We start from the raw sequence: 26395 nt of genomic DNA on the forward strand, positions 1-26395 counted from the left end.
ACCGTCGGGGCGCTGCGCGCCGAGGTCGCCGGCCACGACGTGGAGATCCGCCCGTTCGACAAGGGCCGCTTCGAGATCAAGCACGACGGCATCTCCCTCGCCGAGATGGCCTCGAAGGCTACTGCCTGACGCTGTTTCATTCCGGCCGCCGACGGTCGTCCGCCTCGCGCGGACGGCCGTCGGCGGCGGCTTCCTGACCCCTGGAACGGGCTCCGGGTACACGAGGAAACCCGTGGTCGCGGGGCCCCTCGCCTGGGCTGACCTGCGAGAAGAAGGCGGTTGATCGGGTGAGCGGCACGGCGGAAAGCGCGCGGACCGACGGCGTGTACGCGGGCCCGCCCGCACCCGTCTGGGATGCGAGCTCCTTCTGGGAGCTGGTCCAGCGCCGGGCGGCGGCCACGCCCGACACCGAGCTGCTGCTCGACGATCTCGGCCGGAGCCTGACCGCCGCGCAGTTCCGGCGTGCCGTCGAGCGGGTCGCGGCCGCGCTCGCCGCGCGCGGCGTCGGCGTCGGCACCGTGGTGAGCTGGCAGCTGCCGACGACGCTGGAGTCGGCGGTGCTCATGGTCGCGCTCGCCCGCCTCGGCGCCACCCAGAACCCGATCATCCCGACGCTGCGCGAGCGCGAGGTCGCCTACGTCACCGCGAAGGCGGCTACCTCGCTGTTCGTCACGGTGCCGCGCTGGCGCGGCTTCGACCACGAGGCGATGATCTCCGCGATCAGCGCCGCGCGCGTCGACGCCGGTGAACCCGCCATCGACGTACTGCTCGTCGACCATCGCGCGATCGCGCTCGGCGAACCCGGTGCCGCGGCGGCGGGTTCGCCGAACGACCACCTTGCCCTGCCGAGTCTTGCCCTGCCGATGGCCGCCGAGTCCGAGCCGGTCCCACCCCCGGCGCCGCCGGCCGGGCCGCGGGAGGCCCGCTGGATCTACAGCACCTCGGGCACCACCGCGGACCCGAAGGGCGTGCTGCACACCGATGTCTCGGTGTCGGTCGCGGCCCGCGGCAGCGTCTCCGGCGTCGCGTCGACGCCCGCCGACCTCTATCCGATCGCGTTCCCGATCGCCCACATCGGCGGCGCCGTCATGCTCTCCGCGTCGCTGCTGTCCGGGATGCGGCTGCTGCTGCTCGACAGCTTCGACGCCGAGGCGTCCCCGCGGACGATGGCGGCGCTCGGCGCGACCTTCCTCGGCTCGGCCCTGCCGTTCCTGCGGGCGTACATCGCCGCCGCGGCCGCCGACCGGGCGAAGGACCCCGACGCGGTGCTGTTCCCGAAGCTGCGGGCGGCGTTCAGCGGCGGCGCGCCCAAGCCACCCGGCCTGCATGCCGAGGTCGCCGCCGAGCTCGGCGGCCGCGGCGTGCTCTCCAGCTGGGGCATGACCGAGTTCCCGCTGGCGACGCACGCCCGCCTCGACGACTCCGACGACGAGCTCACCGTCACCGAGGGCCGCCCAGCCCCGGGCGTCGAGCTGCGGGTGGTCGCGTTCGACGGCACCCCGTGCGCCCCCGGCGAGGAGGGCGAGCTGCTGGTCCGCGGCGCGCAGCTCTTCGCCGGCTACCTCGGCGTCCCCGCCGCCGAGACCGCCGACCTCTTCGACGCCGACGGCTTCTTCCGCACCGGCGACCTCGGCGTCGTCGGCCCGCGCGGCCATGTCCGCATCACCGGCCGCCGCAAGGACGTCATCATCCGCAACGCGGAGAACATCGCGGCGCCCGAGGTCGAGGGCATCCTCGTCACCCACCCGTCCGTCGCCGAGGTCGCCGTCATCGGCCTCCCCGACGAGCGCACCGGCGAGCGCTGCTGCGCCGTCATCCGCCTGGCCGAAGGCGCCGCGCCCGTCACCCTCGCCGACCTCGCCGCCCACGCCCTGGCCGCCGGCCTGGCGAAGTTCAAGCTCCCCGAGCAGCTCGAGATCGTCGACGACCTCCCCCGCACCGACATGGGCAAGATCGCCAAGAACGCCCTGCGGAAGCGCTACCTGCCCTGATCCGTGCGGTCGGTCGCCGTCGTCGGTGGGCGCCGCGTACGGCTCCCCGGAGGGTCAGTGGTCGAGCGCGCGGCCGCGAGCCTGCGCGGCCTGCGCGACTCGGTCCGCGAGCCTGGACGGCAGTCCGCTGTCCAGGACCTGGACGGACGGGGCGGTCGCGACGGTCGCGAACGCGTCGGGGGCTCGCTCGATGATGCGGCGGGCTCGGGCGATGATCTCGTCGGGGTCCAGACCGTTGGCTGTCGCGAATCGGCGCCAGTGACGACCGTAAATCGCCGCCACGCGGTACTCACCGCCTATCCTCATGGCCAGCCGGAGCTTTGGTAGGTAGACGTCGTCGTAGGCGAGCACGCTGGCGACGTCGTAGAGCGGCGCGAGGCGGGCCTGGGCGCCGGCGAGCAGGACGGAGTAGTTCTTCGCATGCGCGTCCGTTCCCCCGATGACCCAGTTGAACGCCAGCGCGTCGACGAACCGGTCCACGTGCTGGGCGGCCGAGGCCGCCGGCCGGACGTATCTGCGCAGAATATCGATGATCTGCTCGGGGCCGGGCCCGCCCTCGTTTTGGTACTTGATGGTCGGCGATACACCGGCCGCTTGGCACATGTCTTCTTGGTGGACGCGGATGACTCGTCCCGCGGGGTTCTGGACCCGGTCATAGCGGGATACGGCGATAACCCTTTCGGCGCCGAAGGACAGCACCTCCGTGTGTGCGACCGACATACCGAGCAATCTCGCGGCTGACAGGCAAAGGTGCTCGTTGAGGTCGTGGTCGTCCAGTCCGCTGATCGCGGGCTTGAGGATGTGCGTGGTCGGGGTCGCGCCAGCAGGATCGCCCCACCGCCCAGTGAAATCGTCATAGTGCAGCGCCGTCTTCGCCTGCGCGCCAGCGAGGCTGAACTGCCCCGTGCTATGCGCGTGCCACGCGGTCGGGTCCGCACGCAGAATGCGCAGCCGGTCGGCTATCTCGGCTTCGTCGAGCCACCGGACCGAACCCTTGCCGGCGAGTAGCGCGTCGACGCGTTCTGGAATCACGAACTGCGCTCCGCCAGCGCAGTCCTCGCCGACATGCCGCAGCAGCGCGAACGGGTTGCGTGGCGAGACCTGGTACTCCGCCGCCCACCGCTCCAGCACTCTTTCGTTGTCCGGAAGCAGGCCCCAGATAAAGGCCCGCACCGGACCGTCACCATGCTCGGGCTGGCCTACGGGCATGGACAGGGACAGGGGAGTCGCGTTCTGGTCGGCCGACCAGGCCTCGTCATAGGTGAAGCGGAACTTGCCGGTAGCGTCCATTGCCAACTCGCCGACACGCCGTCCCCCCAGCAACACGACGAGAAGGCGATCGTCAGGCATGGGCGTCACCATGAGGGCCGCCTGGATTCTCGTAGCGTCGGAGGACCTCGTCCAGGTCGATGTCGTCGGGGCCCAACACGATGGGCGCGGCCAGCAACATCTGACCCAGCGCGTCCATGACCCGGAAGACGAGCCCGATCTCGGCGGTGGGCTTGCCGGCCTCCATGTCCGAGAGCCACCGACGGCTTACCAGCGCCTCAGCGCACAGCTGGATCTGTGTCATGCCCCGTCGCCGGCGCTCCGCCCGCACGAACAGCCCGAGGCTCTGGGCATCCGTAAGCCGTATTCCGGCCTGGTCGTGTGCGCGCACGTGCACACTCTAGTCGATGTGCGCGTCCGTGCACATCGGCTCCTCTGCGCATGTACGTGCGCATCGACTCCACTGTGCATGGACGCGCACAGTCGCCCGGCCGGTGACCTACCGCCAGGGACCGCGGGGCCGCACTGTCATGTCGCTTTTCCGCGAGACCTGGCGCCGGGCGGCGAGCCCGCTGGACGGGTGGACATGGACGTTGAGCGGTGTATGCGAGCTTTGCGCGAGGGGTTTTGCGACTAGCCTCGCGGAGTCGCATTTCAGCTCTGTGTGGCCAGGTACGGGGCGCGGTCAAAGGATCGCGGCAGCCGTCTGTGACACCCMAGTCGGCCCTTTATCTCCCGAGATGCTGCGCAGTAAACTCCACCAGAATATCTTCGATGTAGTCGGTGCTGACGACCGTCGGGTGCAGAAAGGCGTCTCGGATGTGCCACACAAACCAACTCTCCTCCTGTTCGCTCATCGGTCGGCTACTCCGGAACGACCGGACAAGGGCTTGCGGTTCAGGAGCTATTAGAGAGAGGGGCGGTAGTGGGTTCCGGTTCCCGTACGCGTAGAACGGGTGAAAACCAAAACCTTCGCCAGATCGGGTCTMGGTGGTGTGCTCAAGCAGCATTCCGTGGCTGCTCAATATGATCGTTCGATAGATATCATTTATTGTCGGTAAGTCGGTGCTTACTCCATTCGTGACTGGGTAGAATTCTCTYGTCCCCGTCTTCGAGGTGTCGAGGACCCACCCCGAGAGAATCGCCTCGGTCCGCCGCCGACGTTTCGTCAGTACAATCGGAACGCCTGCATCGCCACCGGCCGTAGCTAGATGCGCCGTTTGTTCTGCGATGTTGCGAACCCTCTGCACCMTAGCTTGAATATATGCGTGAGGGTCCGATAGCTCGGGTGGCAGGCTCGCGATGAACCTGGCTTTCTCTTCCTTTAGTCGAGCGCGCGCCGGCCCCTCGGCGGCTTTCCGCAGGTGCTCGGCCCGAGCCGCCTCATCCTGACGTTCTCTTGCTGCGCGAACGCGCCGGTCAAACTCTTCGTCAAATTTTCCTGACATCGAATCGCCTCGACATTCTGCCCGTCGATTTTGGCGCCCCCTATTCGYGCTGCAGCTATCGTACAGATAGTGTCAACTGGCAGTGTCTGCATCTGGGGTGTAAGGCGCGGCGTGGCGTCTCATGATCGACACCATGGGCTGACGTCGGTCATTTCGGTGCCCGTCCTGTGGGTCTCAGACGTTCGCCCCGAAAGATCCGCGCGGACGTGTTGCCGTCGTCGTGAATCTGCCGAAATCACGACGCTGGCAGCACGTCGGCGGTGATCAAGGGCCGCACGTTGGTGAAGGCGGTACTGACTGGCGGCTGGGCACCCCAGCGCCACCCCACCGTCCTGGCCGCCCAATGCCGCGGACGCGCCCGCATCCGCAGCGAGCGCCAACAACGCGCTGGGACGACCACGATCACACGCCGCCTGACCTACCTCGGTACACGCTCGTGGTCAGCGCACCAGTGTGTTGTCCGCGGCAGTCGGTCCGGTAGTGCTGCCTCGCCACGAGCTTGATCAGCAGATGTGTACTGGAATCCGAGCTGACGGCCCGCCGGAACTCGGATGTGAGTACACACATGGCGATCTTCCCTGGTGAGGGCGGCCGGACGTTGCCGGACAGCGCACCAGGACGGCGTCGGGGGCATGTGCCCCCACGAGATCCTCACGCGGAGTGCCGGATGGCCACGGGTACGACCTGGGGCCATGTGATCACGATTCTTGCCAGCCAGCAGCCAGCAGCCAGCAGCCAGCAGCCAGCAGCCAGGCCGGCTGGGCCGGCTGGGCCGGCTGGTGTCAGATGTGGCCGCACCGTCATGTCGTATTTCCGCGAGACCTGGCGCCGGGTGGCGAGCAGGCTAGACGTGTGTACATGGACGTTGAGCGGTGTGTGCGGGCTGTTCAGGCGCGGGACGAGCGCTTCGACGGCTGGTTCTTCACCGCTGTGCTCACCACCGGGATCTACTGCCGCCCCAGCTGCCCGGCGACGCCGCCGAAGCCGGAGAACATGCGGTTCTTCCCGAGTGCCGCCGCGGCGCAGCAGGCGGGCTTCCGGGCCTGCAAACGCTGCCGGCCGGGCGCCGTGCCGGGCTCGCCACAGTGGAACGAGCGCGCGGACCTCGTCGCCCGCGCGATGCGGCTGATCGCGGACGGGCTCGTCGACCGCGAGGGCGTGCCGGGGCTCGCCCACCGGCTCGGCTACAGCGTCCGCCAGCTCGAACGGCAGCTGATGGCGGAGCTGGGCGCGGGGCCGCTCGCCCTGGCCCGTGCGCAGCGCGCGCAGACCGCGCGCCTGCTGATCGAGACCACGAAGCTGCCGATGGCCGACCTGGCGTACGCGGCTGGCTTCGCCAGCGTGCGCGCCTTCAACGAGACGGTTCAGGAGGTCTTCGCGCTCGCGCCCAGCGAGCTGCGGACGCGGGCGAAGGCCGTCGACGGGCCGGGAGCACCGGGCACCGGAACGGCCGGTACGAGAACGGCCGGCACCATCGTCGTGCGGCTCCCGTTCCGCCGCCCGCTGTGCCCGGACAACCTGTTCGGCCACCTCGCGGCCACGGCGGTGCCGGGGATCGAGGAGTGGCACGACGGCGCCTATCGCCGGACGCTGCGGCTGCCGCACGGACATGCCGTCGTGGCACTGCGCCCGGCGCCGGAGCACATCGAGTGCCGGCTGGCCCTGTCCGACCTGCGCGACCTGACGACGGCGATCAACCGGTGCCGGTGGCTGCTCGACCTGGACGCCGACCCGGTCGCGGTCGACGCCCAGCTCGGCGCCGACGAGGCATTGGCCCCGCTGGTCGCCAAGAGCCCCGGCCGGCGGGTCCCGCGCACCACCGACCCGGCGGAGTTCGCGATCCGCGCGGTGCTGGGCCAGCAGGTGTCGACGGCCGCCGCGCGAACGCTCGCCGCGCGGCTGGTGGCCGCACACGGCGAGCCCGTCGAGGACGCCGACGGCGGGCTGACCCACCTGTTCCCGACCACGTCGGCGCTGGCCGAGCTGGACCCGGAGACGCTGGCGATGCCCCGGTCCCGGCGGGCGGGCGTGGGCGCGCTGGTCACCGCCCTCGCGGCGGGGGACGTGGAGCTGGATGTCGGTGGCGACTGGGAGCGGGCGAGGGCGCAGCTCGCGGCGGTGCCGGGCGTCGGGCCCTGGACGGTCGAGATGGTCGCGATGCGCGCGCTCGGCGACCCGGACGCGTTCGCCGCCACGGATCTCGGTGTGCGGCGCGCGGCGGGCGATCTCGGCCTGCCGTCGACGCCCGCGGCGTTGACGAAGCGCTCGGCGCCCTGGCGGCCGTGGCGCGCCTACGCGGTCCAGTACCTCTGGGCGACCGGCGACCACCCCATCAACCGGCTTCCGGCCGACTGACCCCACTGACCGACCCATCCGACTGACCCGCCCGACTGACCGAAGGAAAGAAGATGCGTGCCCACCAGTCAGCACACGTGACCCACACGGTGGTCGACAGCCCGGTCGGGGACCTCACCCTGGTCGCCGTCGACGGCGTGCTCGCCGGCCTGTACATGGAGCAGCAGCGGCATCGTCCCGGGCCGGAGACGTTCGGGGATCGCGACCCGGCCGCGTTCGGCGACGTCGTCGCCCAGCTGCGGGCCTACTTCGACGGGGAGCTGACGGCCTTCGACCTGCCGCTGGCCCCGCGCGGGACCGAGTTCCAGCGCGCCGTGTGGGCCGGGCTGCGCGAGATCCCCTACGGGCGGACCATCTCGTATGGCGAGCTGGCCGACCGCGTCGGTCGGCCGGGTGCGGCGCGCGCCGTCGGCCTCGCGAACGGCCGCAACCCGATCGGCATCATCGTGCCGTGCCACCGCGTCGTCGGGTCCACCGGCGACCTGACCGGCTACGGCGGCGGCCTCGACCGCAAGCGGCACCTGCTGGCGTTCGAGGCGAGCCGTGTCCCGGCCGCGGCCGGGACGGACGTGCGCCGCACGTTGTGGTGAGCCCAGGGCTCGGGTCCGGGGCGGCCGAAAGGGCCGGCCCCGGACCCGGGTGACGCGAGCGCCGCCTATGGGGCCGGCGGCGGGGTGAGCAGGCCGGTCTCGCGGAGGTAGCTGACGACCTGTTCGGCGCTTGCCTCGGGGGTGACGGCGCCGGAGGCGTCGAGGTGGAGTTCGGGGTGGATGGGCGGTTCGTAGGGGGAGTCGATGCCGGTGAAGTTGGTGAGCTCGCCGCGGCGGGCCTTGGCGTAGAGGCCCTTGCGGTCGCGGGACTCGGCCACCTCGAGCGGTGTGTCGACGAAGACCTCGACGAACTCGCCGTCGTCGAGGAGCCCGCGGGCGAGTTGGCGTTCGGCGCGGAACGGCGAGATGAACGACGTGAGCACGATGAGTCCGGCGTCGGCCATGAGCCGGGCGACCTCGGCGATGCGGCGGATGTTCTCGACGCGGTCGGCCTCGGTGAAGCCGAGGTCCTTGTTCAGGCCGTGGCGGACGTTGTCGCCGTCGAGGAGGTAGGTGTGGTGGCCCTCGTCGTGGAGCTTCTTCTCGACGAGGTTCGCGATGGTGGACTTGCCGGCGCCGGACAGGCCGGTGAACCAGACGACCGCCGGACGCTGGCCCTTGGCCGCGGCCCGCGCCGCCTTGTTCACCTCCACGGCCTGCCAGTGGATGTTGTCGGACCGGCGCAGCGCGAAGTGCAGCAGGCCGGCGGCGACGGTGGCGTTGGTGAACCGGTCGATGAGGACGAAACCGCCCATGTCGCGGTTCACCGTGTAGGGGTCGAACGCGATCCGCCGGTCCAGGTTGAGGTTCGCGACGCCGATCTCGTTGAGCTCCAGCGTGCGGGCCGCGGTGTGTTCCAGCGTGTTGACGTTGATCTTGTATTTGGGCTGGGCGACGGTCGCGCCGACGGTGCGGGTGCCGAGCTTGAGCAGGTAGGACCGGCCTGGCAGCATCGGCTCGTCGCTCATCCACACCAGGTGGCACTCGAACTGGTCGGCGACGGCCGGCGGGTCGCTCGCGGCGGCGAGCACGTCGCCGCGGCTCACGTCCACCTCGTCGGTAAGGGTGATCGTGACCGACTGGCCGGCGATGGCCTCGGCCAGATCGCCGTCGGCGGTGACGATCCGGTCGACGGTGCTCTCGGTGCCCGCCGGGACGATGCGGACCCGGTCGCCCGGGCGGACCGTGCCACCGGTGACCTGGCCGGAGAAGCCGCGGAAGTCCAGGTCCGGCCGGTTGACCCACTGGACCGGCAGCCGGAACGGCCCGCCGGCCTGGCCGCCTGCGACCTCGACGGTCTCCAGGTGCCCGACCAGGGTCGGGCCGGTGTACCACGGGATGTTCGGGCTCGGCTCGGTGATGTTGTCGCCGCGCAGCGCCGACAGKGGTATGCAGGCGATGTCGGTCAGCCCGATCTTCTCCGCGAAGGCGCGGTAGTCGGCCTCGATGGCGTCGAAGACGTCCTTCGAGTAGTCGACGAGGTCGAGCTTGTTGACGGCGAGCACCACGTGGCGAATGCCGAGCAGGGAGACCAGGTAGCTGTGGCGGCGGGTCTGGGTGAGCACGCCCTTGCGGGCGTCGATCAGGATCACCGCGAGGTCGGCCGTGGACGCGCCGGTGACCATGTTGCGGGTGTACTGCTCGTGGCCCGGGGTGTCGGCGACGATGAACTTGCGGTGCTCGGTGGAGAAGAACCGGTAGGCGACGTCGATCGTGATGCCCTGCTCGCGCTCGGCCGCCAGGCCGTCGACGAGCAGCGCGAAGTCCAGTTCACCGCCCTGCGTGCCGACCTTCTTCGAGTCGGACTCCAGCGCCGCCAGGTGGTCGGAGAACACCAGCTTCGAGTCGTAGAGCAACCGGCCGATCAGCGTGCTCTTACCGTCGTCGACGCTGCCGCAGGTGATGAACCGCAGCATCGACTTGTTCTCGTGCTGGCGTAGGTACTCCTCGATGTCGGTGGCGACGAGGTCGCCCGCCGCGTGCGCCACTACCGCTCACCCGCCATCAGAAGTACCCCTCTTGCTTCTTCTTCTCCATGGACCCCGACGAGTCGTGGTCGATGACCCGGCCCTGGCGTTCCGAACTGGTCGTGAGCAGCATTTCCTGGATGATCTCGGTCAGCGTCGTCGCGGAGCTTTCCACCGCCCCGGTCAGCGGGTAGCAGCCCAGCGTGCGGAACCGGACTTCGCGCTGCTCGGGCACCTCGCCCGGCGCCAGCCGCATCCGCTCGTCATCGACCATGATCAACGTGCCGTCGCGCTCGACGACCGGCCGCGGCGCGGCGAAGTACAGCGGGACGATCGGGATGTTCTCGTGGTGGATGTAGAGCCAGATATCCAGCTCGGTCCAGTTCGACAGCGGGAACACCCGCACCGACTGGCCCGGCCCCTTGCGCGCGTTGTACAACCGCCACAACTCGGGGCGCTGTTGCTTGGGATCCCACCGATGCGCCGCGGAGCGGATCGAGAAAACCCGCTCCTTGGCCCGGGACTTCTCCTCATCCCGACGCGCCCCACCGAACGCGAGGTCGAAGCCGTATTTGTCCAGCGCCTGCTTGAGGCCCTCGGTCTTCCAGATGTCGGTGTGCGCCGCGGAGCCGTGGTCGAACGGGTTGATGCCCCGCGCCAGTGCCTCCGGGTTCTGGTGGACCAACAGGTCCAGGCCCAGGTCCGTGACCAGCGTGTCGCGGAACTCGTACATCGCCTTGAACTTCCACGTCGTGTCGACGTGCAACAACGGGAACGGCGGCTTCGACGGGTAGAACGCCTTMCTCGCCAGGTGCAGCATCACCGCGCTGTCCTTGCCCACCGAATACAGCATCACCGGCCGCTCGCTCTCCGAGACGGYCTCCCGGAAGATCTGGATGCTCTCCGCCTCGAGGCGCTGCAGGTGGCTTAGGCGAGTGGTGCTCGGGAGYGGGCCCCGGATACCACCGTCGGTCGGCGCGCTCATGCCCACYGGATCTGGTCGCGCACAGTAGACCGTTCGAGCATGCCGTAGGTCTCCTCTCCGTCCCACGAGTACCTGCACTCGCCCTGAAACAGCACCGGGAAGTTCGGCAGCTCCGGCCGGTGGACCGTGTCGTGGGTGGTGTTCACGGTCACACCCTCGATACGGGTGATCCCCAACTCCGACTCGAACACCACCGGGACCGGGTCGCCCGACGGTACCAGCCGCCGCAGCCACGGAGCCTCGACCACACGCGCCGGAATGAGCTTCCCCTCACCMAGATACAGGAACCCCTCGTTGAACACCTCGCGGCCATCCGGGTGCGGAGGGTAGGTGATGTACCCGAACCCCCGCCCGCTCGGGAACACCGCCGACTGCCACGTGTGGCCCCGGAACTCCTCCAGGTGGCGAACCCCCTGCCGCTTGATCCGCAACCCGGATCCGGTGAAGGTCTTCTCCTCACCCGGCACCTCGACGACACCCGTCGCGGTGAACAACTGCTCGATACGGGGCCCGTGGCCCATCATGTCGCCGTCGCTGGTGTTCTTCAGCTGCTCGGCCGCGTCGGCGCGCAGCGAGCCCTGCTCCCAGGGCGGCACGGCCATCGTGGTCTCGACCTCGACCCGCAGGTCGACCGTCGGGCCGTCCTGCCTGCCCTCCACCAACGCCTGTGACGTCGTCTCGATCGCCGGGCCGTCGTAGGTCATCCGCCACCGCCGGTATGGCTCGATCACCTCGAACGCCAGCCCGCCGGCCCCCAGGATCGCGGGCTGCCCGGCGGCGTTGAACGGCGAACGCGCCGCACCGGGGCTGCGCAGCCGATACACCCGGCCGTCGGCGAACACCACGTTGAGCGTGACGACGTGCGTGTCCCAGCTGGACGCGACGGCCTCGATCCCGAACCGGGGCAGCCCGATCTCGCCCTTGTCGTCCGTCACCCAGAAGCTCGCCGAGTCCCGCATCTCGGGATTCTCCGGCCGGGAGGGAAAGAAGAACTCCCGCTCGACGGGCAGGCCACCGCTGAGGTCTATCGCCATGGAGATCGTGTCCTTCCTAGCTCGTGCCGGCGTCGGTGGGCTGACCGTGGCTGGTCCAACGCCCCGCACGGGCGGTGTACTCCGCGAACAGCGGCCGGATGGTGTCGAGGTCGAGTCCGTAGTCGGCGGGGTCGGAGTGCTTGACGCGCACGCGGTCCTCGGAGTTCTCCTTCCACCAGCGGCGCATGTTCTCCTCGAACGCCGGTGTGACCGGCTGGCCGAGCCAGTCGTAGAGGCCGCGGATCTCGCCGATCGGGTCGCGCTGCATGGCCCTGAAGTCGATGTCGTGGAACCGGTGGGAGTTGCCGTCGTCGCGGAACGCCAGCGTCCGGTCCATTCCAGTCGCCAGGACCGTGGTGTTCAGCGTGCCGATGTAGTGCCTGTCGACGGTGTCGTTGAACCGCAGCGCGACGTTGGCGTAGACGTCGCAGACCGAGACCAGGACCTCGGTCGGGTCGCGGTGGGTCATCACGAACCTGGCCTCGGGGAAGGCTCTGTCGATGTCGACCAGGTGGGCGAGGTGGTTGGGGTTCTTCAGCCGCCACGGCTTCGCGGGCTGGCCCCACTGCAGGTACTTCAGTGCCCGACGCATGTACCGGAACGTCTCGGTGAGATCCGCGTCCAGCAGCCAGGCGGCGTAGGAGGGGACGTGGGCGAAGCACTCGAAGTAGTGCACCTTGAAGTCCAGGAGCATCAGCTCGTGGCATTCCTGCGGGCCGTCGGGGAAGGACGGGACGAGAGCCTTGTCGAGCTCGGTGCGCCGGGACTGGACCTCGATCTGGCGCAGCAGCCGCGGGTCGGGGGACTCCCGCACCGACGCCGGCGGCGGGACGAGCTCGGTGGCCTCCCAGCGGCGCAGGTACCGGATGTCCGGGTCCTCGGCGAGCAGGCCCGCCAGCGCGGTCGAGCCGGTCCGGGGAAGGCCGAGGGCGATGAGCGGCCCGATGATCGGCGCATCGTCGGTCTCGGGATGGTCCTTGTACCACTGCTCGATGTGCAGCCGGGTCCGGAGCGCCCCGAGCATCATGCCGCGCAGYGCGGCCTGGCCGGTCGCGTTGAGCTGGGCCTCGGTCTCCAGGGCCTGGGTGACCCGCTCCAGGCCCTCTCGGAAGGAGTCACCGCCGAAGTCGTCGAGACCGGTCGAGGTGCGTGCCTCGTCGATGAGGCCGTCGGCTAATCGCACGTGAGCGCTCCCTTCTCGCGGCCACTCCCACGCCCTACGGATACGTGGGCACGGTCGGCGCCCGCCTGGTGGGTGGCCGGTGCCGCGCGGGGGAGTGGGGACCGTGTATGGGTGAGAACGGTCGGCCGGCTGGCCCGGCCTATTTCGTGACAGTAGGGTGCCATGAATACCAGCGTCCCGGCAACACCCAATGAGGAGGCGGGCGGGCAGGTGGGTGACGACCGGCTCGACGGGCGACCGGAGACGACGCCCGACCCGGAGCCCCGCGACGTCGGCGACGTCGGCGACGACGCGGCGGCGGGCCGCGGCCGCCGCCGCTACGACAGCCCGCTGCGGCGCGAGCGCGCGGCGCGGACGCGAGATCGCATTCTCGCCGCCGGGTCCGAGCTGGTGCACGAGTTCACCACGTGGGACTGGAAGGGACTGACCTTCCGCGCCGTCGCCGAGCGCGCCGGCGTGGGGGAGCGCACCGTCTACCGGTACTTCGCCACCGAGCGGGAGCTGCACGACGCCGTCATGCGCCGCCTCGGCGAGGAGTCGGGGATCAGCTACGAGGGGCTCAGCCTCGACGGGATGGGCCCGATCAGCGCGCGGCTGTTCGCGACGCTGCCGTCGTACGCGGTCACGCGGTGGAGCGACGAGACGCCGTCTCAGCCGACACTGGTGGAGGCGGACGCGGTCCGCCGGGAGGCCGTCATCGGCGCGGTCGCGGGGCCGGCCGCGGACTGGGGCGACGAGGAACGGCGGATGGCCGCGGCCATGCTCGACGTGCTGTGGAGCGTGCCGTCCTACCAGCGGCTGCTGACGGCCTGGCAGTTCGACGGCGAGCAGGCCACCAGGGCGATCACCTGGGCGATCGGGGAGCTCGCCGACGCGATCCGTGAGGGTCGCCGCCCGCCGCCGCGTGAGCCACCCGCCACCGCCTGAGCGGACCGGACGGTCCTGCGACGCGCGGCGCGGTCGTGCGACGCGCGGCGCGGCCCTGCCCCGCCGCGCGTACGGCGGCGCGGCCCTGCAGCGTGCGGAACGGGCCTACAGTGTGCGGAACAGTCCGCCGTCGGCGAGGATCTGGGCGCCGTTGATGTAGCCGGACGCGTCGCTCGCCAGGAAGACGCAGACGCCGACCAGGTCCTCCGGGACGCCGATGCGTCCCATCGGGTTCATCTCGGCGGCGCGGCGCTGCGCCTCCTCACCCCATGCCTTGGAGATGTCGGTGTCGAACGCGCCCGGCAGCACCAGGTTCGCGCGCACCTTCGGGGCCCACTCGCCGGCCAGCCCCAGCGTGAGCGCGTTCAGCCCCGCCTTCGCCATGGCGTAGGGAATGTCGTGCGGGCCGGGCCGCAGCGAGCCGGCGGTGGTGACGTTGATGATCGATCCGCCGTCGCCGACCGCCATCCGCTCGCCGACGAGCGCGGACAACCGGAACGGCCCGCTGGCGTTGACGGCGTGTACCTTGTCGTAGAGCTCCCGGGTGACCGTGGAGAGCTTGTCGTACAGCGGCGACATGCCGGCGTTGTTGACCAGCACGTCGACCTTGCCGAACTCGGCGTAGACGGTCTCGACGAGCCGGTCGCAGTCGTCCCAACTACCGACGTGACAGGCGACGGGAAGCGCGCGCCGGCCGGTGGCCACCTCGATCTCCTTGGCCGCCTTCTCGCACGCCTCGAGCTTGCGGCTGGCGATGACGATGTCCGCGCCGGCGGTCGCCAGGCCCTCGGCCACCGCCCGGCCGATGCCACGGCTGCCGCCGGTGACGATCGCGACCCGGCCAGTCAGGTCGAACAGCTCCGCAGGAGTCCTCATCGGGCGCCCTCCGTCCGAATCGTTGTCGACGTCGAAGTCAATTCTTGTCTCGAGGATCGTGCGGACGCCATGCCAGGAGGCGGTGACGTGACGTGCCCTGGGCCACCCTCGGCTCCGGCTACGAAAATATAGTTGACTTGGTCCGCTGTCCACGGCGCGCCGGTCCAGTCCGGTATACCGATGGCGTGTGCGGCCAGGTTAGGCGAGGCTGGAGATAGGGCTGCCGGCCAGGGGCGGCGACCCGGCGAAGCCGGGCTGGGGCGAGCCGGTCTCCCTATACAGTTGACCCGGTCGCGGTGCGGCGCCCGGGCCGTCGACATCTCAGGAGGACGAGTGGCGGACGAGCTTGGCGCGGGCGGTCTGCGGTTCGAGCGGGACGGCGCCCTCGGGTGGCTGTACATCGACCGGCCGCACGCGCGCAACGCCTTCACCCCGGCCATGTACTTCGGCATCAAGAAGGCCGTGCACCTGGTCAACTCCGACCCGGACCTGGCCGCCCTCATCATCACGGGCACCGGTGACGTCTTCGCCCCCGGCGGTGACCTGGCCGGCCGCAGTGACCCGGGTGACGAGCAGCCCCCGAACATCGGCGCCCACATGCTGCCGTTCCTGACCATCCGCGACAGCACCGCGCCGGTGATCGCGGCCGTCAACGGCATCTGCCAGGCCGGCGGCCTGCTGATCGCGATGATGTCCGACATCTGCGTCGCCAGCGACCGTTCGACCTTCCGGGTGCCCGAGCTGCTGCGCGGGATCCCGGACGCGACCTACGCCGCCACCCTGCCGGCGCACGTCGGCATCGCCGTCGCCCGCGACCTGCTCCTGTCGGCCCGTAAGTTCGACGCGGCCGAGGCGCAGCGGATCGGCCTGATCTCCCGGGTCGTCCCGCACGAGCGGCTGCGCGAGGAGGCGGTCAACGCTGCCAGGCAGGTGCTGATGACGCCGCCGATGGCCCGCACGCAGGTCAAGCGGATGCTCAACGAGCGCTACGGCTTCATCGACTACCAGACGATGTTCTTCGCGCTGGAGAACTCGCCGGAGCCGCGCGAGGGCATGCGCGCCTTCATGGAGAAGCGCTCGCCGGAATGGGTCCCGAAGCAGTTCGCCCAGGACGGGCCGCTGTGAGCGAACCTGCCGCCGTTACCCAACCCGTCGCGGTTACCCAACCCGTAGCCGTGACCAAGCCTTTCGCCGTGAGCCAGCCCGTGGGCCCGCGCGACGCGCTCGCGAAGGCTTGGCCGGCGCGATGACACCGTCGGCGGCGGCGGTCACGGGACGTGTCCCCGCCGCCGGGACGTTGCGGCCGCCAGTCCGGCGTAGCCCGCAGAAGATCGCGCATGTGCTGGCGGCCGATCTGCGCCGCCAGATCCTGCGCGGCACGCTGGCCGCCGACGCGCGGCTGCCGCCCGAGGCCGAGCTCATGGCGGCCTTCGACGTCTCCCGCGACACGCTGCGCGAGGCGCTGCGGATCCTCGAGGCCCAGTCGCTGCTCGACGTCCGCCGAGGCCGCGGCGGCGGGGCCGTCGTGCGCCGCCCCGGCCTGACCTCCGCGGGAAGCTACGTCGCCCTCCTCCTGCAACTGCGCGGTACCACGCTGGAACAGCTGGAGGAGGCCCGCTCGGTGCTCGAGCCGCCCGCGGCGGGGCAGCTCGCCCTGCGCCCCGGCGACGACGCGCTCGACCACCTCGCCACGCTGCACGACAACGAGCGCGCCGCGGGCGACCTGCTCGCGTTCGTCACCGCGGTCTCGACCTTCGACCAGGCCGTCACCGACCTCTCCGGGAACCGCTCGATCGCGGTGATCGCCGGCATCCTGCGGGTGATTCACGCCGGTCAGGTGTACACCGCGCTGGACGCCGCGGACCCGCGGTCCGCCGAGCGGATCGGCCGGCGGATCGTCGCCGCGCACGGCGCGTTCCTCGCGGCCGCTCGCCAGCGGGAGGCGGCCGCGGCGAGCCAGGCCTGGAGCGGCTACCTGCTGTCCACCGGCCGGCTGTTGGTTCCCCGTGGCCGCGGCCGGGTGCCGATCGACGTCGTGCCGCTGTGGCGCGCCCACTCCGACGGCGCGTCCACTGGCGGCGCGTCCGCGGGAACGTCCACGGGCGGGACCTCCACCGGCGGGGCGTCCGCTGGCGGGACGTTCGCGGGTGCCGCGGCGCCGCCACAGCGGATGGCCGCCGTCGTCGCCAATGAGATCCGGGCCCGCATCGCCGAGGGCCGCCTCGCCGACGGCGACCGCCTGCCGTCGCTGGCGGGCCTCGCCGCCGAGTTCGGCGTCTCCCGGCCGACGCTGCGCGAGGCGCTGCGGATCCTGGAGATGGAGTCGCTACTGACACTGAGGGCCGGCGATCGCGCCGGCGCCCAGGTTCACCACCCGTCCACGCTGGTCGCCGCCCAGCTCGCGGGCACGGTGCTCGAAGCCCGCCAGGTCACCCTCGGCGACTACTTCCACGCCGTCCGCCTCATCGAGCCCGCGATGATGGAGCTCGCGGCCACCCGGATCGACGACGGGTCGCTCGCGGCGCTGCGGTCGCTCGTGGCGGAGATGGCGACCGCGGCCGATGACATCCCCCGCTTCTCCGACGCGTGGCGGCGCGCCACCGCCGTCGCCTTCGGCACGACGGGCAACCCCGCCCTCACCGTGGTCGCCGAGATCCTCCAGTGGGTGCGCCTGGGCACGAGGCCGGCGGTCAACGTACCGCCCGACGACTCGTGGGCCGCCGTCACCAGCCGCCTCGTCCCGCTGTTCGCCGAGCTGGTCGACGCCCTGGTCGCCCGCGACCCCGGCCGGGCCCGCGGGTGCTGGGCGGCCCTCCTCGACGTCAACGTCCCCTTCGCCGAGTCCCACGACTACGCCAACCGCCTCATGGTCGACGTCATTGATGAGCCCGTCGGCGTCGTCCGGCCGGTGACCCCTACGGAACCGTCTTCTCGCCCGCGCCCGCCGCGGCGGACTCGAGCTGGGTCAGGTGCCGCTCGATGAGCGCGAGGGTCTCCTCGTGGCCGGTGGTGACGCCGAGAATGTCCTCCGAGATGAGGATCCGGGCTATGCCGACGACGACGAGGGTGACCACCGCCGGCGGTACCGCCTCGACGTCGACGCCGGCGTCCGCGAGAAGGCCGGTGAGGGCCTTTATCTGGAGCGCGCGGAAGCGTTCCGCGTAGTCGGCGATCTCGGTGCGGATGGCCTTGCGGTGGTTCGCCAGCGCCTGGAACTCCGACAGCAGGACGGTGCCCACCGGCTCGCTGGAGAGCTCCCAGAGCGCTCGCAGCGGCTTTTCCGAGGCAAGCGCCTGCTCGTAGCGCCTCAGATTTAGTTCGGCGCCTTTCTGGAAGAGCGCGAGGAAAAGGTCGTCCATCGTGCGGAAGTAGTAATGCACGAGCGCGGGCTTGACGCCGGCCTTCGCCGCGACCCGCCGCGAGGTCGCCGCGGCGTAGCCTTCCTCGATCATGATCTGGGCGGTGACGTCGAGCAGCGCGGCTCTGGTCTTCGAGTCCGACGCGCCCATCCGGCGGGGGGTGGTCATGACGCGGCGTTCCGTGCCGCCGGCCGGGACCCTTCGGGCACCCGTGCCCCTACCAGCCCGGACGCCGCACCCCTTGACGTATGGGGCGACGGGAAGGTAGGCATGCGCCCAGCATAACGATTGGGCGAGCGCTCAGCACGAGACTCGCCCGAGGGCCCCGCGCCCGCCGCCACAGCACCGCTAGCACCAGGCACCGCTAGCACCCAGCACCACCAGCCCCGGCACCACCAGCATGCCGCGACGCGACGCGAGGAGCCAGATCGATGACCGACACGGCCACGGCCCCGTCACCGTCGACCCGCTACACGGGCAGCCGGGTGGCACGGGTCGAGGACAGCCGGCTGCTCACCGGGCATGGAACCTTCGTCGACGACATCCAACGGCCGGGAATGCTGCACGCCTGCTTTGTGCGCAGCCCGTTCGCCCGTGCCCTGATCAACGAGATCGACGTGTCCGCCGCGCTCGCGCTTCCCGGAGTACGCGCCGTTTTCACGGCCGCCGACCTGAACTCTGAGGTGCACGAGCAGTGGTACTCCTCCTACGGCCCGAATGTGCCGGACACCCCGCGTCCGCCGCTCGCCGTCGATGAGGTCCGGTTCGTCGGTGACCCGGTCGCGCTGGTCGTCGCGGAAAACCGCTACATAGCCGAGGACGCCGTCGAGCTGGTCGAGGTCGACTACGAGCCCTTGACCGCCGTGGCCGACTATCGCGTCGCCCAGAGCTCGGACAACCTCGTTCACCCGAAGTTCCCGAACAACGTCGCGGGTGGCCTGGCTGGCCCGCCGCCGTCGGTCGTCGAGGCCGCCTTCGCCTCGGCCGCGCATGTCGCCGACGAGACCTTCTACCAGCAGGCCTACGCCCCCGTCCCCATGGAGACCCGGGGCATGGTCGTCGAATGGGCCGCCGACGGCGGGGAGCTGACAGTCTGGGCGGCGACCCAGACTCCGCATGAGGTGCGCGCCTTCGGCGCCCGCTTACTGGGGCTCGAACCCGAGCGCGTCCGCGTCCTCATGCGCGACACCGGTGGCGGTTTCGGCCAGAAGGTCGTGCCGATGCGCGAGGACATGTGCATCCTGCTCGCCTCCCGCAAGGTCCCGGCCGCCCTCAAGTGGATCGAGGACCGGCGGGAGAACCTGATGGCCGCCGGCCAGGCCCGCCACGAGCACGGCCACGCCAGGATCGCCTTCGCCGCCGACGGCACGATCCTCGCCGCCGGCATCGAGCACACCCAGGACGTCGGCGCGTACCCGACGCCGTGGCCGGTCGGCGCGGCCGCCGCCGTGGGGCTGCTCTTCCCCGGCCCGTACAAGGTGCCGCTCGCGACCTGGTCGACGACGTCGGTCTTCTCGAACACCGCCGGGCGCCACGCCTACCGCGGGCCCTGGCAGTTCGAGTCGGTCGCCCGCGAGCTGCTGCTCGACATCGCCGCCCGCGACCTCGGCCTCGACCCGGTGGAGCTGCGCCGCCGCAACATGCTCAGCCGTGACGAGCTGCCCTACCCGAACCCGGCCGGCATGCCGCCGTACGACCACTCGTCGCCGCTGGAGACGTTCGAGCTCGCGCTGAAGATGCTCGACTACGACGCGTTCCGCGCCGAGCAGGCGGCTGCCCGCGCGGCCGGGCGCTACCTGGGGGTCGGCACCTGCACCTACATCGAGCCGACCGCCACCGGCCAGCCGTACTACGCCTGCGAGGGCGCGGTCATCCGCATCGACCCGTCGGGCCAGGTCACCGTCATCGTCAACGGCGRCTCGGCGGGCAACAGCCTGGAGACCACCGTCATCCAGCTGACCGCCGACGCCCTCGGCGTCAGCCTCCACAACGTCGACACCATCCAGGGCGACACGTCGGTGACGCCGTTCGGTTCCGGCACCGCCGGCAGCCGCAGCGGCTCGGCGACGGCCGGCGCGGTGGCCGAGACGGCGTCGGTCCTGCGGGCGAAGCTCGCCGAGCTCGCCTCCGCGCATCTCGGTGTCGCTCCGGAGGACATCGAGATCGGCGACGGTCAGGCGAGCGTTACCGGGACGTCGCTGTCGATGACCTACGCGCAGATCGCGGAGCTCGCCGGGCCGGGCGGGGTCGAGGCCAGCGCCGAGTACACCGCCAAGGCTCCGATGCTGTGGTCCAACGCGACCCACGTCTGCACCTGCGAGGTCGACGTCGTCACGGGCAAGGTGACCCTGCTGCGCTACATCGTCGGCGAGGACGTCGGGCCTATGATCAATCCGAACATCGTCGAGGGGCAGATCGCCGGCGGCACGGTCCAGGGCATCGGCGGCGCGCTGCTGGAGCACATGGTCTATGACGACGACGGCAACCCGCTGGCCAGCACGTTCGTCGACTACCTGCTGCCGACGACGACCGAGGTGCCGGACATCGAGTACGGCCACATGGAAACGCCGGCGCCCGGCCCGGGTGGCCACAAGGGCGCCGGCGAGGGCGGGGCGATCGGCGCTCCGCCGGCCGTCATCAACGCCGTCGCCGACGCGCTGTCGCCGTTCGGCGTGAAGATCACAGACCTGCCGGCGAGTCCGGCCGCGATTGTTGCGCTACTCACCGAGGCGGGGCACTGATGGAGCTGGTGAACGAATTCCGGGTCGCACTGCCAGTCGAGGCTGCCTGGGAGCTACTGACCGACCCGGAGCGGATCGCACCCTGTATGCCGGGCGCTCAACTGCTCTCGGTCGACGGCGAGGACTTCCACGGCGCCGTCAAGGTCAAGGTCGGCCCGATCGTCGCCCAGTACAAGGGAAAGGCCACCTTCCGGGAGAAGGACGCCGAGACCCACCGCGCCGTCATCAAGGCCGACGGCAAGGAGTCTCGCGGCCAGGGCAACGCGAGTGCCGTCGTCACCATGGGGCTCACCCCCGACGGCGACGGCACCGCCGTCCACCTCGTCACCGACCTGACCATCTCCGGCAAGGCCGCGCAGTTCGGCCGCGGCGTGCTGGCCGACGTCAGCGGGAAGCTGGTCACCCAGTTCGTCCGCAACCTGGAGGCCGACGTGGTCGCGGCCGGCACCGCCGGACCGGCCGACGTCAGTCCCGGTGAGCCAGCCAGCCCCACAGGCCCCGCCGCCTCGGCCGGCCCCGCGATCTCGGCCGGCCCCGCCGAAGCGTCGGGGCCGGCTGGGGCGGACGGCTCCACCGGCTCCGCTGGTCGGGCCACCCACTCCTTCCACTCCTTCGCCTCGCCGGCCGCCAGCGAGGCGACGCCCTCGGCCCAGCCCGTCGCGTCGGCATCCGCACCGGCACCCGCGGGGCTCGCCGCCACCCCGCCGCCGCCGCCGCCGTCGGCGGCGGCGGCGGCCGGTGCGGTCGCGACGGTGCCGGCACCCACGCCACCGCCCGCCGTACCCGCATCGACGCCACGGCCCGCCGCACCCGCGCCGGCGCGGACCGCCGAGGCCGAGCCGGTGAGCCTGCTCGGCGTCGTCGCCGGGCCGCTGGCCAAGCGGGCGCTGCCGGTGCTCGTCGGCGCGGCCGTCGTCGGGCTGGTCATCTGGCTGATCGTGCGCAACACCTGACCGTGCCGAAGGCCTGACCGTGCTCAAGGCCTGACCGAGCCCAAGGTCTGACMGTGCCGAACAGCCAACCGTGCCCAACCTCTGACGCTGTCGTCAGAGAAGCCCCGCCGAACCGTCCTGGACCACCCGTCCGCATTCCCCTTCTCGCGCCGGGCTCGGCATTTCCGAGCGCGCGGCCCTCCGGAGGACGACGACCGTGAGCACCGACACCGCCACCGCCACCGCCACCGACATCGCCTGGGACCCGTACAACCGCGCCTACGCCGACGACCCTTACCCGATCTTCCAGCGGCTGCGGGAGGACGTCCCGCTCTACTACAACGAGCAGTACGACTTCTACGCCGTCAGCAGCTTCGCCGACTGTGAGCGCGGCCTGCCCGACTGGAAGACGTTCTCGTCCGCCAAGGGCGGCATCCTGGAAATCATCAAGTCCGGGATCGAGCTACCGCCGGGCACCCTCATCTTCGAGGATCCGCCGGCCCACGACCTGCACCGCAAGCTGCTGTCCCGCGTCTTCACCCCCAAGCGGATCGGCGGGCTCGAGCCGAAGGTCCGCGACTTCTGCGTCCGCACCCTCGACCCGCTGGTCGGCGCGGGCCGGTTCGACATGGTCGAGGCCTTCGCCAAGGAGTTCCCGATGCGGGTCATCGGGATGCTGCTCGGCATTCCCGAGGCCGACCAGGCCGGCATCCGCGACGCCGGCAACGACGCGCTGCGCACCGAGGCCGGCGGCCAGATGGACCTCTCCGACGGCCCGCTCCTGTCCGGCGAGATCTTCGGCCCCTACATCGACTGGCGCCGCGAGAACCCGTCCGACGACCTGATGACCGAGCTGCTGACCAACGAGTTCACCGACGAGAACGGCGTCACCCGCACCCTGACCCGCGACGAGATCCTGACCTACGTCACCGTCGTCGCCGGCGCCGGCAACGAGACCACCGGCCGGCTGATCGGCTGGGCCACCTCGACGCYCGCGAAGTTCCCCGAGGCCCGCGCCGAGCTGGTGGCCGACCCGTCGCTGATCCCGGGCGCGATCGAGGAGCTGCTGCGGTTCGAGCCACCCGGCCACGCCATCGGCCGCTACGTCACCAGGGACGTCGAGTTCCACGGCCAGACGGTCCCCGCGGGCTCGGCGATGATGTTCATCATCGCGAGCGCGAACCGCGACCCGGCCCGTTACCCCGACCCGAACGCCTTCGACGTCCGCCGCCGCATCGGCCAGCAGCTGACCTTCGGTCTCGGCGGTCACTACTGCCTCGGCGCCGCGCTCGCCCGCCTGGAGGGCCGGGTCGCGCTGGAGGAGATCCTGAAGCGTTTCCCCAGCTGGGACGTCGACTGGGAGGCGGCGAAGATCGCGTCGACCTCGACCGTGCGCGGCTGGGAGTCCCTGCCGGTCGTGGTCGGCTGATGAAGCCCGCGCGGTTCGAATACCACCGTCCCAGCAGCGTCGACGAGGCGGCCGCGCTGCTCGCCGAGCTGGGCGACGAGGCCAAGATCCTCGCCGGCGGCCAGAGCCTGGTGCCGATGCTGTCGCTGCGCCTGGCCTACTTCGACCACCTGATCGACGTGTCCCGGCTGGCCGAGCTGCGCGGCATCRCGGTCGACGGCCCGAGCCTGTACGTGGGCGCCGGCACGACCGAGGCCGCCGTCGGGGCTGATCCGGGCGTTGCCCGCGCGGTGCCGCTGCTCGCCCGGGCGACGCCCCTGATCGGGCACTTCCAGATCCGCAACCGCGGCACCCTCGGCGGCTCGATCGCGCACGCAGACCCGGCGGCCGAGTACCCAGCCGTCGCGCTCGCGCTCGACGCCGAGCTGGAGGCCTTCTCGGCCTCCGCCGGCCGGCGGGTCATCCCCGCGGCCGAGTTCTTCACCGGCCTGTGGAGCACGGCGCTGGAGCCGGACGAGCTGCTCGTCGGAGTGCGCTTCCCGGTGTGGACGGGCCGGTGCGGCTTCGCGGTCGAGGAGTTCGCCCGCCGGGCCGGCGACTTCGCGATCGCCGGCGTGGTCGTCGGCCTCGAGCTGGACGGCGACGACCGGGTCGCGCGCGCCGCGATCGGGATGCTGGGCCTTGGCTCGACGCCGCTGCGCGCGCCGGTGGCGGAGGCGGCCGCCGTCGGCCAGCGGGTCGGCGAGCTGGACGCGGCCGAGCTCGGCCGGCTGGCCATGAGCGGCCTGGAGGACATCCCCGCCGACCTGCAGGGCTCGGCGGACTACCGCGTCCGGGTCGGCGCCGAGCTGGTCGCGCGGGCCTGGGCGACGGCGAGGGCGGAAGCGGCTGGCTCCGACCGGGCTGGCGTCACGGCGGCGAGTACGGGAGCGATCGATGGCTGAGTTGCCGGTCCGACTGACGGTGAACGGCGAGACGATCGAGAGGACCGCCGAGCCGCGGATGACGTTGGCTGACTTCCTGCGGGAACGCTGCGGCCTTACGGGCACGCATCTCGGCTGCGAACACGGCGCCTGCGGTGCCTGCACTCTGCTGGTCGAGGGCGCGGCCGTCCGCTCCTGCCTGATGTTCGCCGTCCAGGCCGACGGTCTCGACGTCACGACCGTCGAGGGCATCGCCGCTCCCGATGGCACCCTGTCCTCGGTCCAGGCAGCGATGCGCGACTGCCACGGCCTGCAGTGCGGCTTCTGCACCCCCGGCTTCGTCATGTCGATCACGGCGCTCCTGCGCGACAACCCGAAGCCGACCGACGAGGAGATCCGCGAGGGCCTGTCCGGCAACTTCTGCCGCTGCACCGGCTACCAGGGCATCCTCKCGGCGGTCCACCAGGCCGCCGAGAGGGCCTGACGGCGCTCGGCGGCCCCACCGAGGGGCACCGCCGCGCCGGGACCGCCATCCATGTCCAGATCGTGGTGGATGGGCGGGTCCATAGGCAGGCTGAGCTGACACAGTTCGCACCCGATGGTTCGGAGTGCGTCAGTTCAGCGTGCCTATAGACCTGCCCATCCGACACAGTCGGAGCGGCGCGGCGCCAGCCACCCGCGAGGACCGCGACGCGCGGCCAACCTGGGCGTGGATCCGGTCCATCGCGGGCCGCTATGGCCCGCTCAGCCGTGCGGGGACTGGCGCTCTCCGTGACCGGCGCCGTGACACGCCGGCCAGTGGCGCGGTCGCAGGCGCGGTGGCGTGCTGACCCGTTGACGTGGCCGGCCAGCGGCGTGGCCGGCCAGCGGCGTGGCCGGCCAGCGGCGTGGCCGGCCAGCGGCGTAGCCGCCGGTACATGGTGGCCATGGCCAGGAAGCGTCGGAATGCTCGTCGCCGCGCCGCCGGCGGCGTGAGGGCATTGGCGCATCCCGCGGGGGTCTACACTCACCGGATGAGAACGTCCTTCTCAACACCAGAGAGGACTGCTACCATGGCCTCCAGTCCGGGGTACGGAAAGGAACCGCGCGAACATGGCTCACTTCCCGAAGCCAGCTGAGGGCAGCTGGACCCAGCACTATCCCGACCTGAGCACGGCGGATGCCTCGTACGAGGACTCGATCTCGCCCGAGCACTATGAGCTCGAGCGCAAGGCGATCTTCGGCAAGACGTGGCTCAACGTCGGCCGGGTCGAGCAGCTTCCGAAGGTAGGCAGCTACTTCACCAAAGAGATCGACGCCGCTCGCTCSTCSGTGATCATTGTGCGGAACGCGGAAGGCATCCAGGCGTTTCACAACGTCTGTCGCCACCGCGGCAACAAGCTGGTCTGGCAGGACTTTCCGCGTGAGGAGACGTCCGGCACGGCGCGGCAGTTCATCTGCAAGTACCACGCCTGGCGGTACGACCTCGGCGGCGCCTGCACCTTCGTGCAGCAGGAGTCCGAGTTCTTCGACCTCGACAAGGCGAAGTACAGCCTCGCGGATGTGCGCTGCGAGGTCTGGCAGGGCTTCATCTTCATCAACTTCGACAAGGACGGCACCCAGTCCCTCGTCGAGTACCTCGGCCCGCTCGCGGCCGGCCTCGAGGGCTACCCCTGGGGCGAGATGACGTCGGTCTACAAGTACAAGTCCGACATCGGCGCCAACTGGAAGCTGTTCATCGACGCGTTCGCGGAGTTCTACCACGCGCCGGTGCTGCACAACCGCCAGGCGACCGCGGAGGAGTCCCGCAAGCTGCAGCAGTACGGCTACGAGGCCCTGTCCTACCAGATCGAGGGCCCGCACTCGATGGTCTCCAGCTGGGGCGGCATGTCCCCGCCGAAGGACCCGAAGATGGTCAAGCCGATCGAGCGGGAGCTGCGCACCGGCCTGTTCGGCCCGTGGGACAAGCCGTTCGACATCGAGCTGCCGCCGGCGCTCAACCCCGCCCGGCACAAGGCCTGGGGCGTCGACTCGTTCGTGTTCTTCCCGAACTTCATGATCCTCGTCTGGGAGCCGGGCTGGTACCTCACGTACCACTACTGGCCGACCGCGGTGAACCGTCACACCTTCGAGGCGGCGCTGTACTTCGCCCCGCCGAAGAACGCGACGGACCGGCTGCGCCAGGAGCTGGCGGCGGCGACGTTCAAGGAGTACGGCCTGCAGGACGCCAACACCCTCGAGGCGACGCAGAGCATGCTCGAGTCCCGGGCGGTCAGCGAGTTCCCGCTGAACGACCAGGAGGTCCTCCTGCGTCACCTGCACCAGACCGCCCGCGCTTTCTGCGCCGAGTACGTCAAGACCACCCCTGGCGCCAAGCCGTCCCCGGCGCTGGTCTGATCGCCCGGCTGACCGAGGCTGACTGAGAAGG

General features: G+C 70.9%; 20 protein-coding genes and 1 pseudogene. 13 read left to right on the plus strand and 8 right to left on the minus strand.

Features of this window, described 5'->3' with window-relative positions:
- Positions 1 to 287: 287 nt before the first annotated feature.
- The gene (locus BCD49_RS08675; RefSeq protein WP_007508435.1) at positions 288 to 1991 is read left to right on the plus strand and encodes an AMP-binding protein; all 1704 of its coding nucleotides are present in this window, start codon (positions 288 to 290) and stop codon (positions 1989 to 1991) included.
- 54 nt (positions 1992 to 2045) lie between these two features.
- Here BCD49_RS08675 and BCD49_RS08680 read toward each other — a convergent pair whose 3' ends face one another.
- Positions 2046 to 3341 (minus strand): type II toxin-antitoxin system HipA family toxin, encoded by a 1296-nt coding sequence (locus BCD49_RS08680; RefSeq protein ID WP_035925444.1) that lies wholly within the window; start codon positions 3339 to 3341, stop codon positions 2046 to 2048.
- Positions 3334 to 3651 carry a helix-turn-helix domain-containing protein gene (locus tag BCD49_RS08685; protein WP_007508432.1) on the minus strand — a complete coding sequence of 106 codons (318 nt, stop codon included), beginning with the start codon at positions 3649 to 3651 and terminating at the stop codon, positions 3334 to 3336. The genes BCD49_RS08680 and BCD49_RS08685 overlap by 8 nt, the downstream gene beginning before the upstream one ends.
- A 1365-nt stretch (positions 3652 to 5016) precedes the next feature.
- Between BCD49_RS08685 and BCD49_RS46345 the strand changes: the two are divergent.
- From BCD49_RS46345 to BCD49_RS08695, 3 genes and pseudogenes are all read left to right on the plus strand, one after another.
- A pseudogene (locus tag BCD49_RS46345) lies at positions 5017 to 5125 on the plus strand (integrase); the annotation flags it as partial.
- A gap of 435 nt (positions 5126 to 5560) precedes the next feature.
- Positions 5561 to 7063, plus strand: coding sequence for an AlkA N-terminal domain-containing protein (locus BCD49_RS08690; RefSeq protein WP_007508428.1), 1503 nt, complete (start codon positions 5561 to 5563; stop codon positions 7061 to 7063).
- A gap of 53 nt (positions 7064 to 7116) precedes the next feature.
- Entirely contained in the window at positions 7117 to 7653 is a 537-nt protein-coding gene (locus tag BCD49_RS08695) for a methylated-DNA--[protein]-cysteine S-methyltransferase (RefSeq protein WP_071041368.1), read from the plus strand.
- A 65-nt stretch (positions 7654 to 7718) separates the two neighbouring features.
- On the opposite strand, the gene cysN is transcribed toward BCD49_RS08695, so the two are convergent.
- Genes cysN through BCD49_RS08715 form a run of 4 tightly spaced genes read right to left on the minus strand, consistent with a single transcriptional unit; the run spans position 7719 to position 12822 of the window.
- Positions 7719 to 9641 carry a sulfate adenylyltransferase subunit CysN gene (gene cysN, locus BCD49_RS08700; protein WP_007508424.1) on the minus strand — a complete coding sequence of 641 codons (1923 nt, stop codon included), beginning with the start codon at positions 9639 to 9641 and terminating at the stop codon, positions 7719 to 7721.
- 16 nt (positions 9642 to 9657) lie between these two features.
- Entirely contained in the window at positions 9658 to 10605 is a 948-nt protein-coding gene (gene cysD, locus BCD49_RS08705; protein WP_071041389.1) for a sulfate adenylyltransferase subunit CysD, read from the minus strand.
- Entirely contained in the window at positions 10602 to 11639 is a 1038-nt protein-coding gene (locus BCD49_RS08710; protein WP_071041369.1) for a hypothetical protein, read from the minus strand. The genes cysD and BCD49_RS08710 overlap by 4 nt, the downstream gene beginning before the upstream one ends.
- A gap of 16 nt (positions 11640 to 11655) precedes the next feature.
- Positions 11656 to 12822, minus strand: a complete 1167-nt coding sequence (locus tag BCD49_RS08715) for a sulfotransferase family protein (protein ID WP_007508418.1) — start codon at positions 12820 to 12822, stop codon at positions 11656 to 11658.
- 162 nt (positions 12823 to 12984) lie between these two features.
- Between BCD49_RS08715 and BCD49_RS08720 the strand changes: the two genes are divergently transcribed.
- Positions 12985 to 13749 (plus strand): TetR/AcrR family transcriptional regulator, encoded by a 765-nt coding sequence (locus BCD49_RS08720; protein WP_007508415.1) that lies wholly within the window; start codon positions 12985 to 12987, stop codon positions 13747 to 13749.
- Positions 13750 to 13854: 105 nt separating this feature from the next.
- Here BCD49_RS08720 and BCD49_RS08725 read toward each other — a convergent pair whose 3' ends face one another.
- On the minus strand, positions 13855 to 14625 hold the full coding sequence (locus BCD49_RS08725) for an SDR family NAD(P)-dependent oxidoreductase (protein ID WP_007508414.1): 771 nt from the start codon (positions 14623 to 14625) through the stop codon (positions 13855 to 13857).
- 333 nt (positions 14626 to 14958) lie between these two features.
- Here BCD49_RS08725 and BCD49_RS08730 point away from each other — a divergent pair, with 333 nt between their 5' ends.
- Positions 14959 to 15750, plus strand: coding sequence for an enoyl-CoA hydratase/isomerase family protein (locus BCD49_RS08730; protein ID WP_007508412.1), 792 nt, complete (start codon positions 14959 to 14961; stop codon positions 15748 to 15750).
- Positions 15751 to 15871: 121 nt separating this feature from the next.
- On the plus strand, positions 15872 to 17608 hold the full coding sequence (locus BCD49_RS08735; RefSeq protein ID WP_007508410.1) for a FadR/GntR family transcriptional regulator: 1737 nt from the start codon (positions 15872 to 15874) through the stop codon (positions 17606 to 17608).
- Here BCD49_RS08735 and BCD49_RS08740 read toward each other — a convergent pair.
- A complete protein-coding gene (locus BCD49_RS08740; protein WP_007508408.1) occupies positions 17541 to 18152 on the minus strand; it encodes a TetR/AcrR family transcriptional regulator in 612 nt (203 codons plus the stop codon). The two genes, BCD49_RS08735 and BCD49_RS08740, sit on opposite strands and share 68 nt — an antisense overlap.
- Before the next feature lie 263 nt (positions 18153 to 18415).
- On the opposite strand from BCD49_RS08740, the gene BCD49_RS08745 reads away from it, so the two are divergent.
- The 6 genes from BCD49_RS08745 to BCD49_RS08770 all read left to right on the plus strand — a co-directional run bounded on the left by BCD49_RS08745 (position 18416) and on the right by BCD49_RS08770 (position 26364).
- Positions 18416 to 20725, plus strand: a complete 2310-nt coding sequence (locus tag BCD49_RS08745; RefSeq protein WP_071041370.1) for a xanthine dehydrogenase family protein molybdopterin-binding subunit — start codon at positions 18416 to 18418, stop codon at positions 20723 to 20725.
- Positions 20725 to 21678, plus strand: coding sequence for an SRPBCC family protein (locus tag BCD49_RS08750; protein WP_071041371.1), 954 nt, complete (start codon positions 20725 to 20727; stop codon positions 21676 to 21678). Before BCD49_RS08745 ends, BCD49_RS08750 begins: the two co-directional genes overlap by 1 nt.
- A gap of 196 nt (positions 21679 to 21874) precedes the next feature.
- On the plus strand, positions 21875 to 23086 hold the full coding sequence (locus tag BCD49_RS08755) for a cytochrome P450 (RefSeq protein ID WP_071041372.1): 1212 nt from the start codon (positions 21875 to 21877) through the stop codon (positions 23084 to 23086).
- Positions 23086 to 24009 carry an FAD binding domain-containing protein gene (locus BCD49_RS08760; RefSeq protein WP_071041373.1) on the plus strand — a complete coding sequence of 308 codons (924 nt, stop codon included), beginning with the start codon at positions 23086 to 23088 and terminating at the stop codon, positions 24007 to 24009. The genes BCD49_RS08755 and BCD49_RS08760 overlap by 1 nt, the downstream gene beginning before the upstream one ends.
- Positions 24002 to 24472, plus strand: a complete 471-nt coding sequence (locus tag BCD49_RS08765; RefSeq protein ID WP_071041374.1) for a (2Fe-2S)-binding protein — start codon at positions 24002 to 24004, stop codon at positions 24470 to 24472. The genes BCD49_RS08760 and BCD49_RS08765 overlap by 8 nt, the downstream gene beginning before the upstream one ends.
- Positions 24473 to 25080: 608 nt before the next feature.
- Complete coding sequence (locus tag BCD49_RS08770) at positions 25081 to 26364, plus strand: aromatic ring-hydroxylating oxygenase subunit alpha (protein ID WP_007508395.1); 1284 nt, start codon at positions 25081 to 25083, stop codon at positions 26362 to 26364.
- The last annotated feature ends 31 nt before the right edge of the window (positions 26365 to 26395 follow it).

The sequence above is a fragment of the Pseudofrankia sp. EUN1h genome (assembly GCF_001854645.1).
GTDB classification, from domain to species: domain Bacteria; phylum Actinomycetota; class Actinomycetes; order Frankiales; family Frankiaceae; genus Pseudofrankia; species Pseudofrankia saprophytica.

Excerpts from the sequence above, each read along its gene's own strand:
- BCD49_RS08680 (WP_035925444.1), bottom strand. The coding sequence starts at position 3,341 with ATGCCTGACGATCGCCTTCTCGTCGTGTTGCTGGGGGGACGGCGTGTC.
- BCD49_RS08695 (WP_071041368.1), top strand. The coding sequence starts at position 7,117 with ATGCGTGCCCACCAGTCAGCACACGTGACCCACACGGTGGTCGACAGC.
- BCD49_RS08720 (WP_007508415.1), top strand. The coding sequence starts at position 12,985 with ATGAATACCAGCGTCCCGGCAACACCCAATGAGGAGGCGGGCGGGCAG.
- BCD49_RS08725 (WP_007508414.1), bottom strand. The coding sequence starts at position 14,625 with ATGAGGACTCCTGCGGAGCTGTTCGACCTGACTGGCCGGGTCGCGATC.
- BCD49_RS08735 (WP_007508410.1), top strand. The coding sequence starts at position 15,872 with ATGACACCGTCGGCGGCGGCGGTCACGGGACGTGTCCCCGCCGCCGGG.
- BCD49_RS08740 (WP_007508408.1), bottom strand. The coding sequence starts at position 18,152 with ATGACCACCCCCCGCCGGATGGGCGCGTCGGACTCGAAGACCAGAGCC.
- BCD49_RS08750 (WP_071041371.1), top strand. The coding sequence starts at position 20,725 with ATGGAGCTGGTGAACGAATTCCGGGTCGCACTGCCAGTCGAGGCTGCC.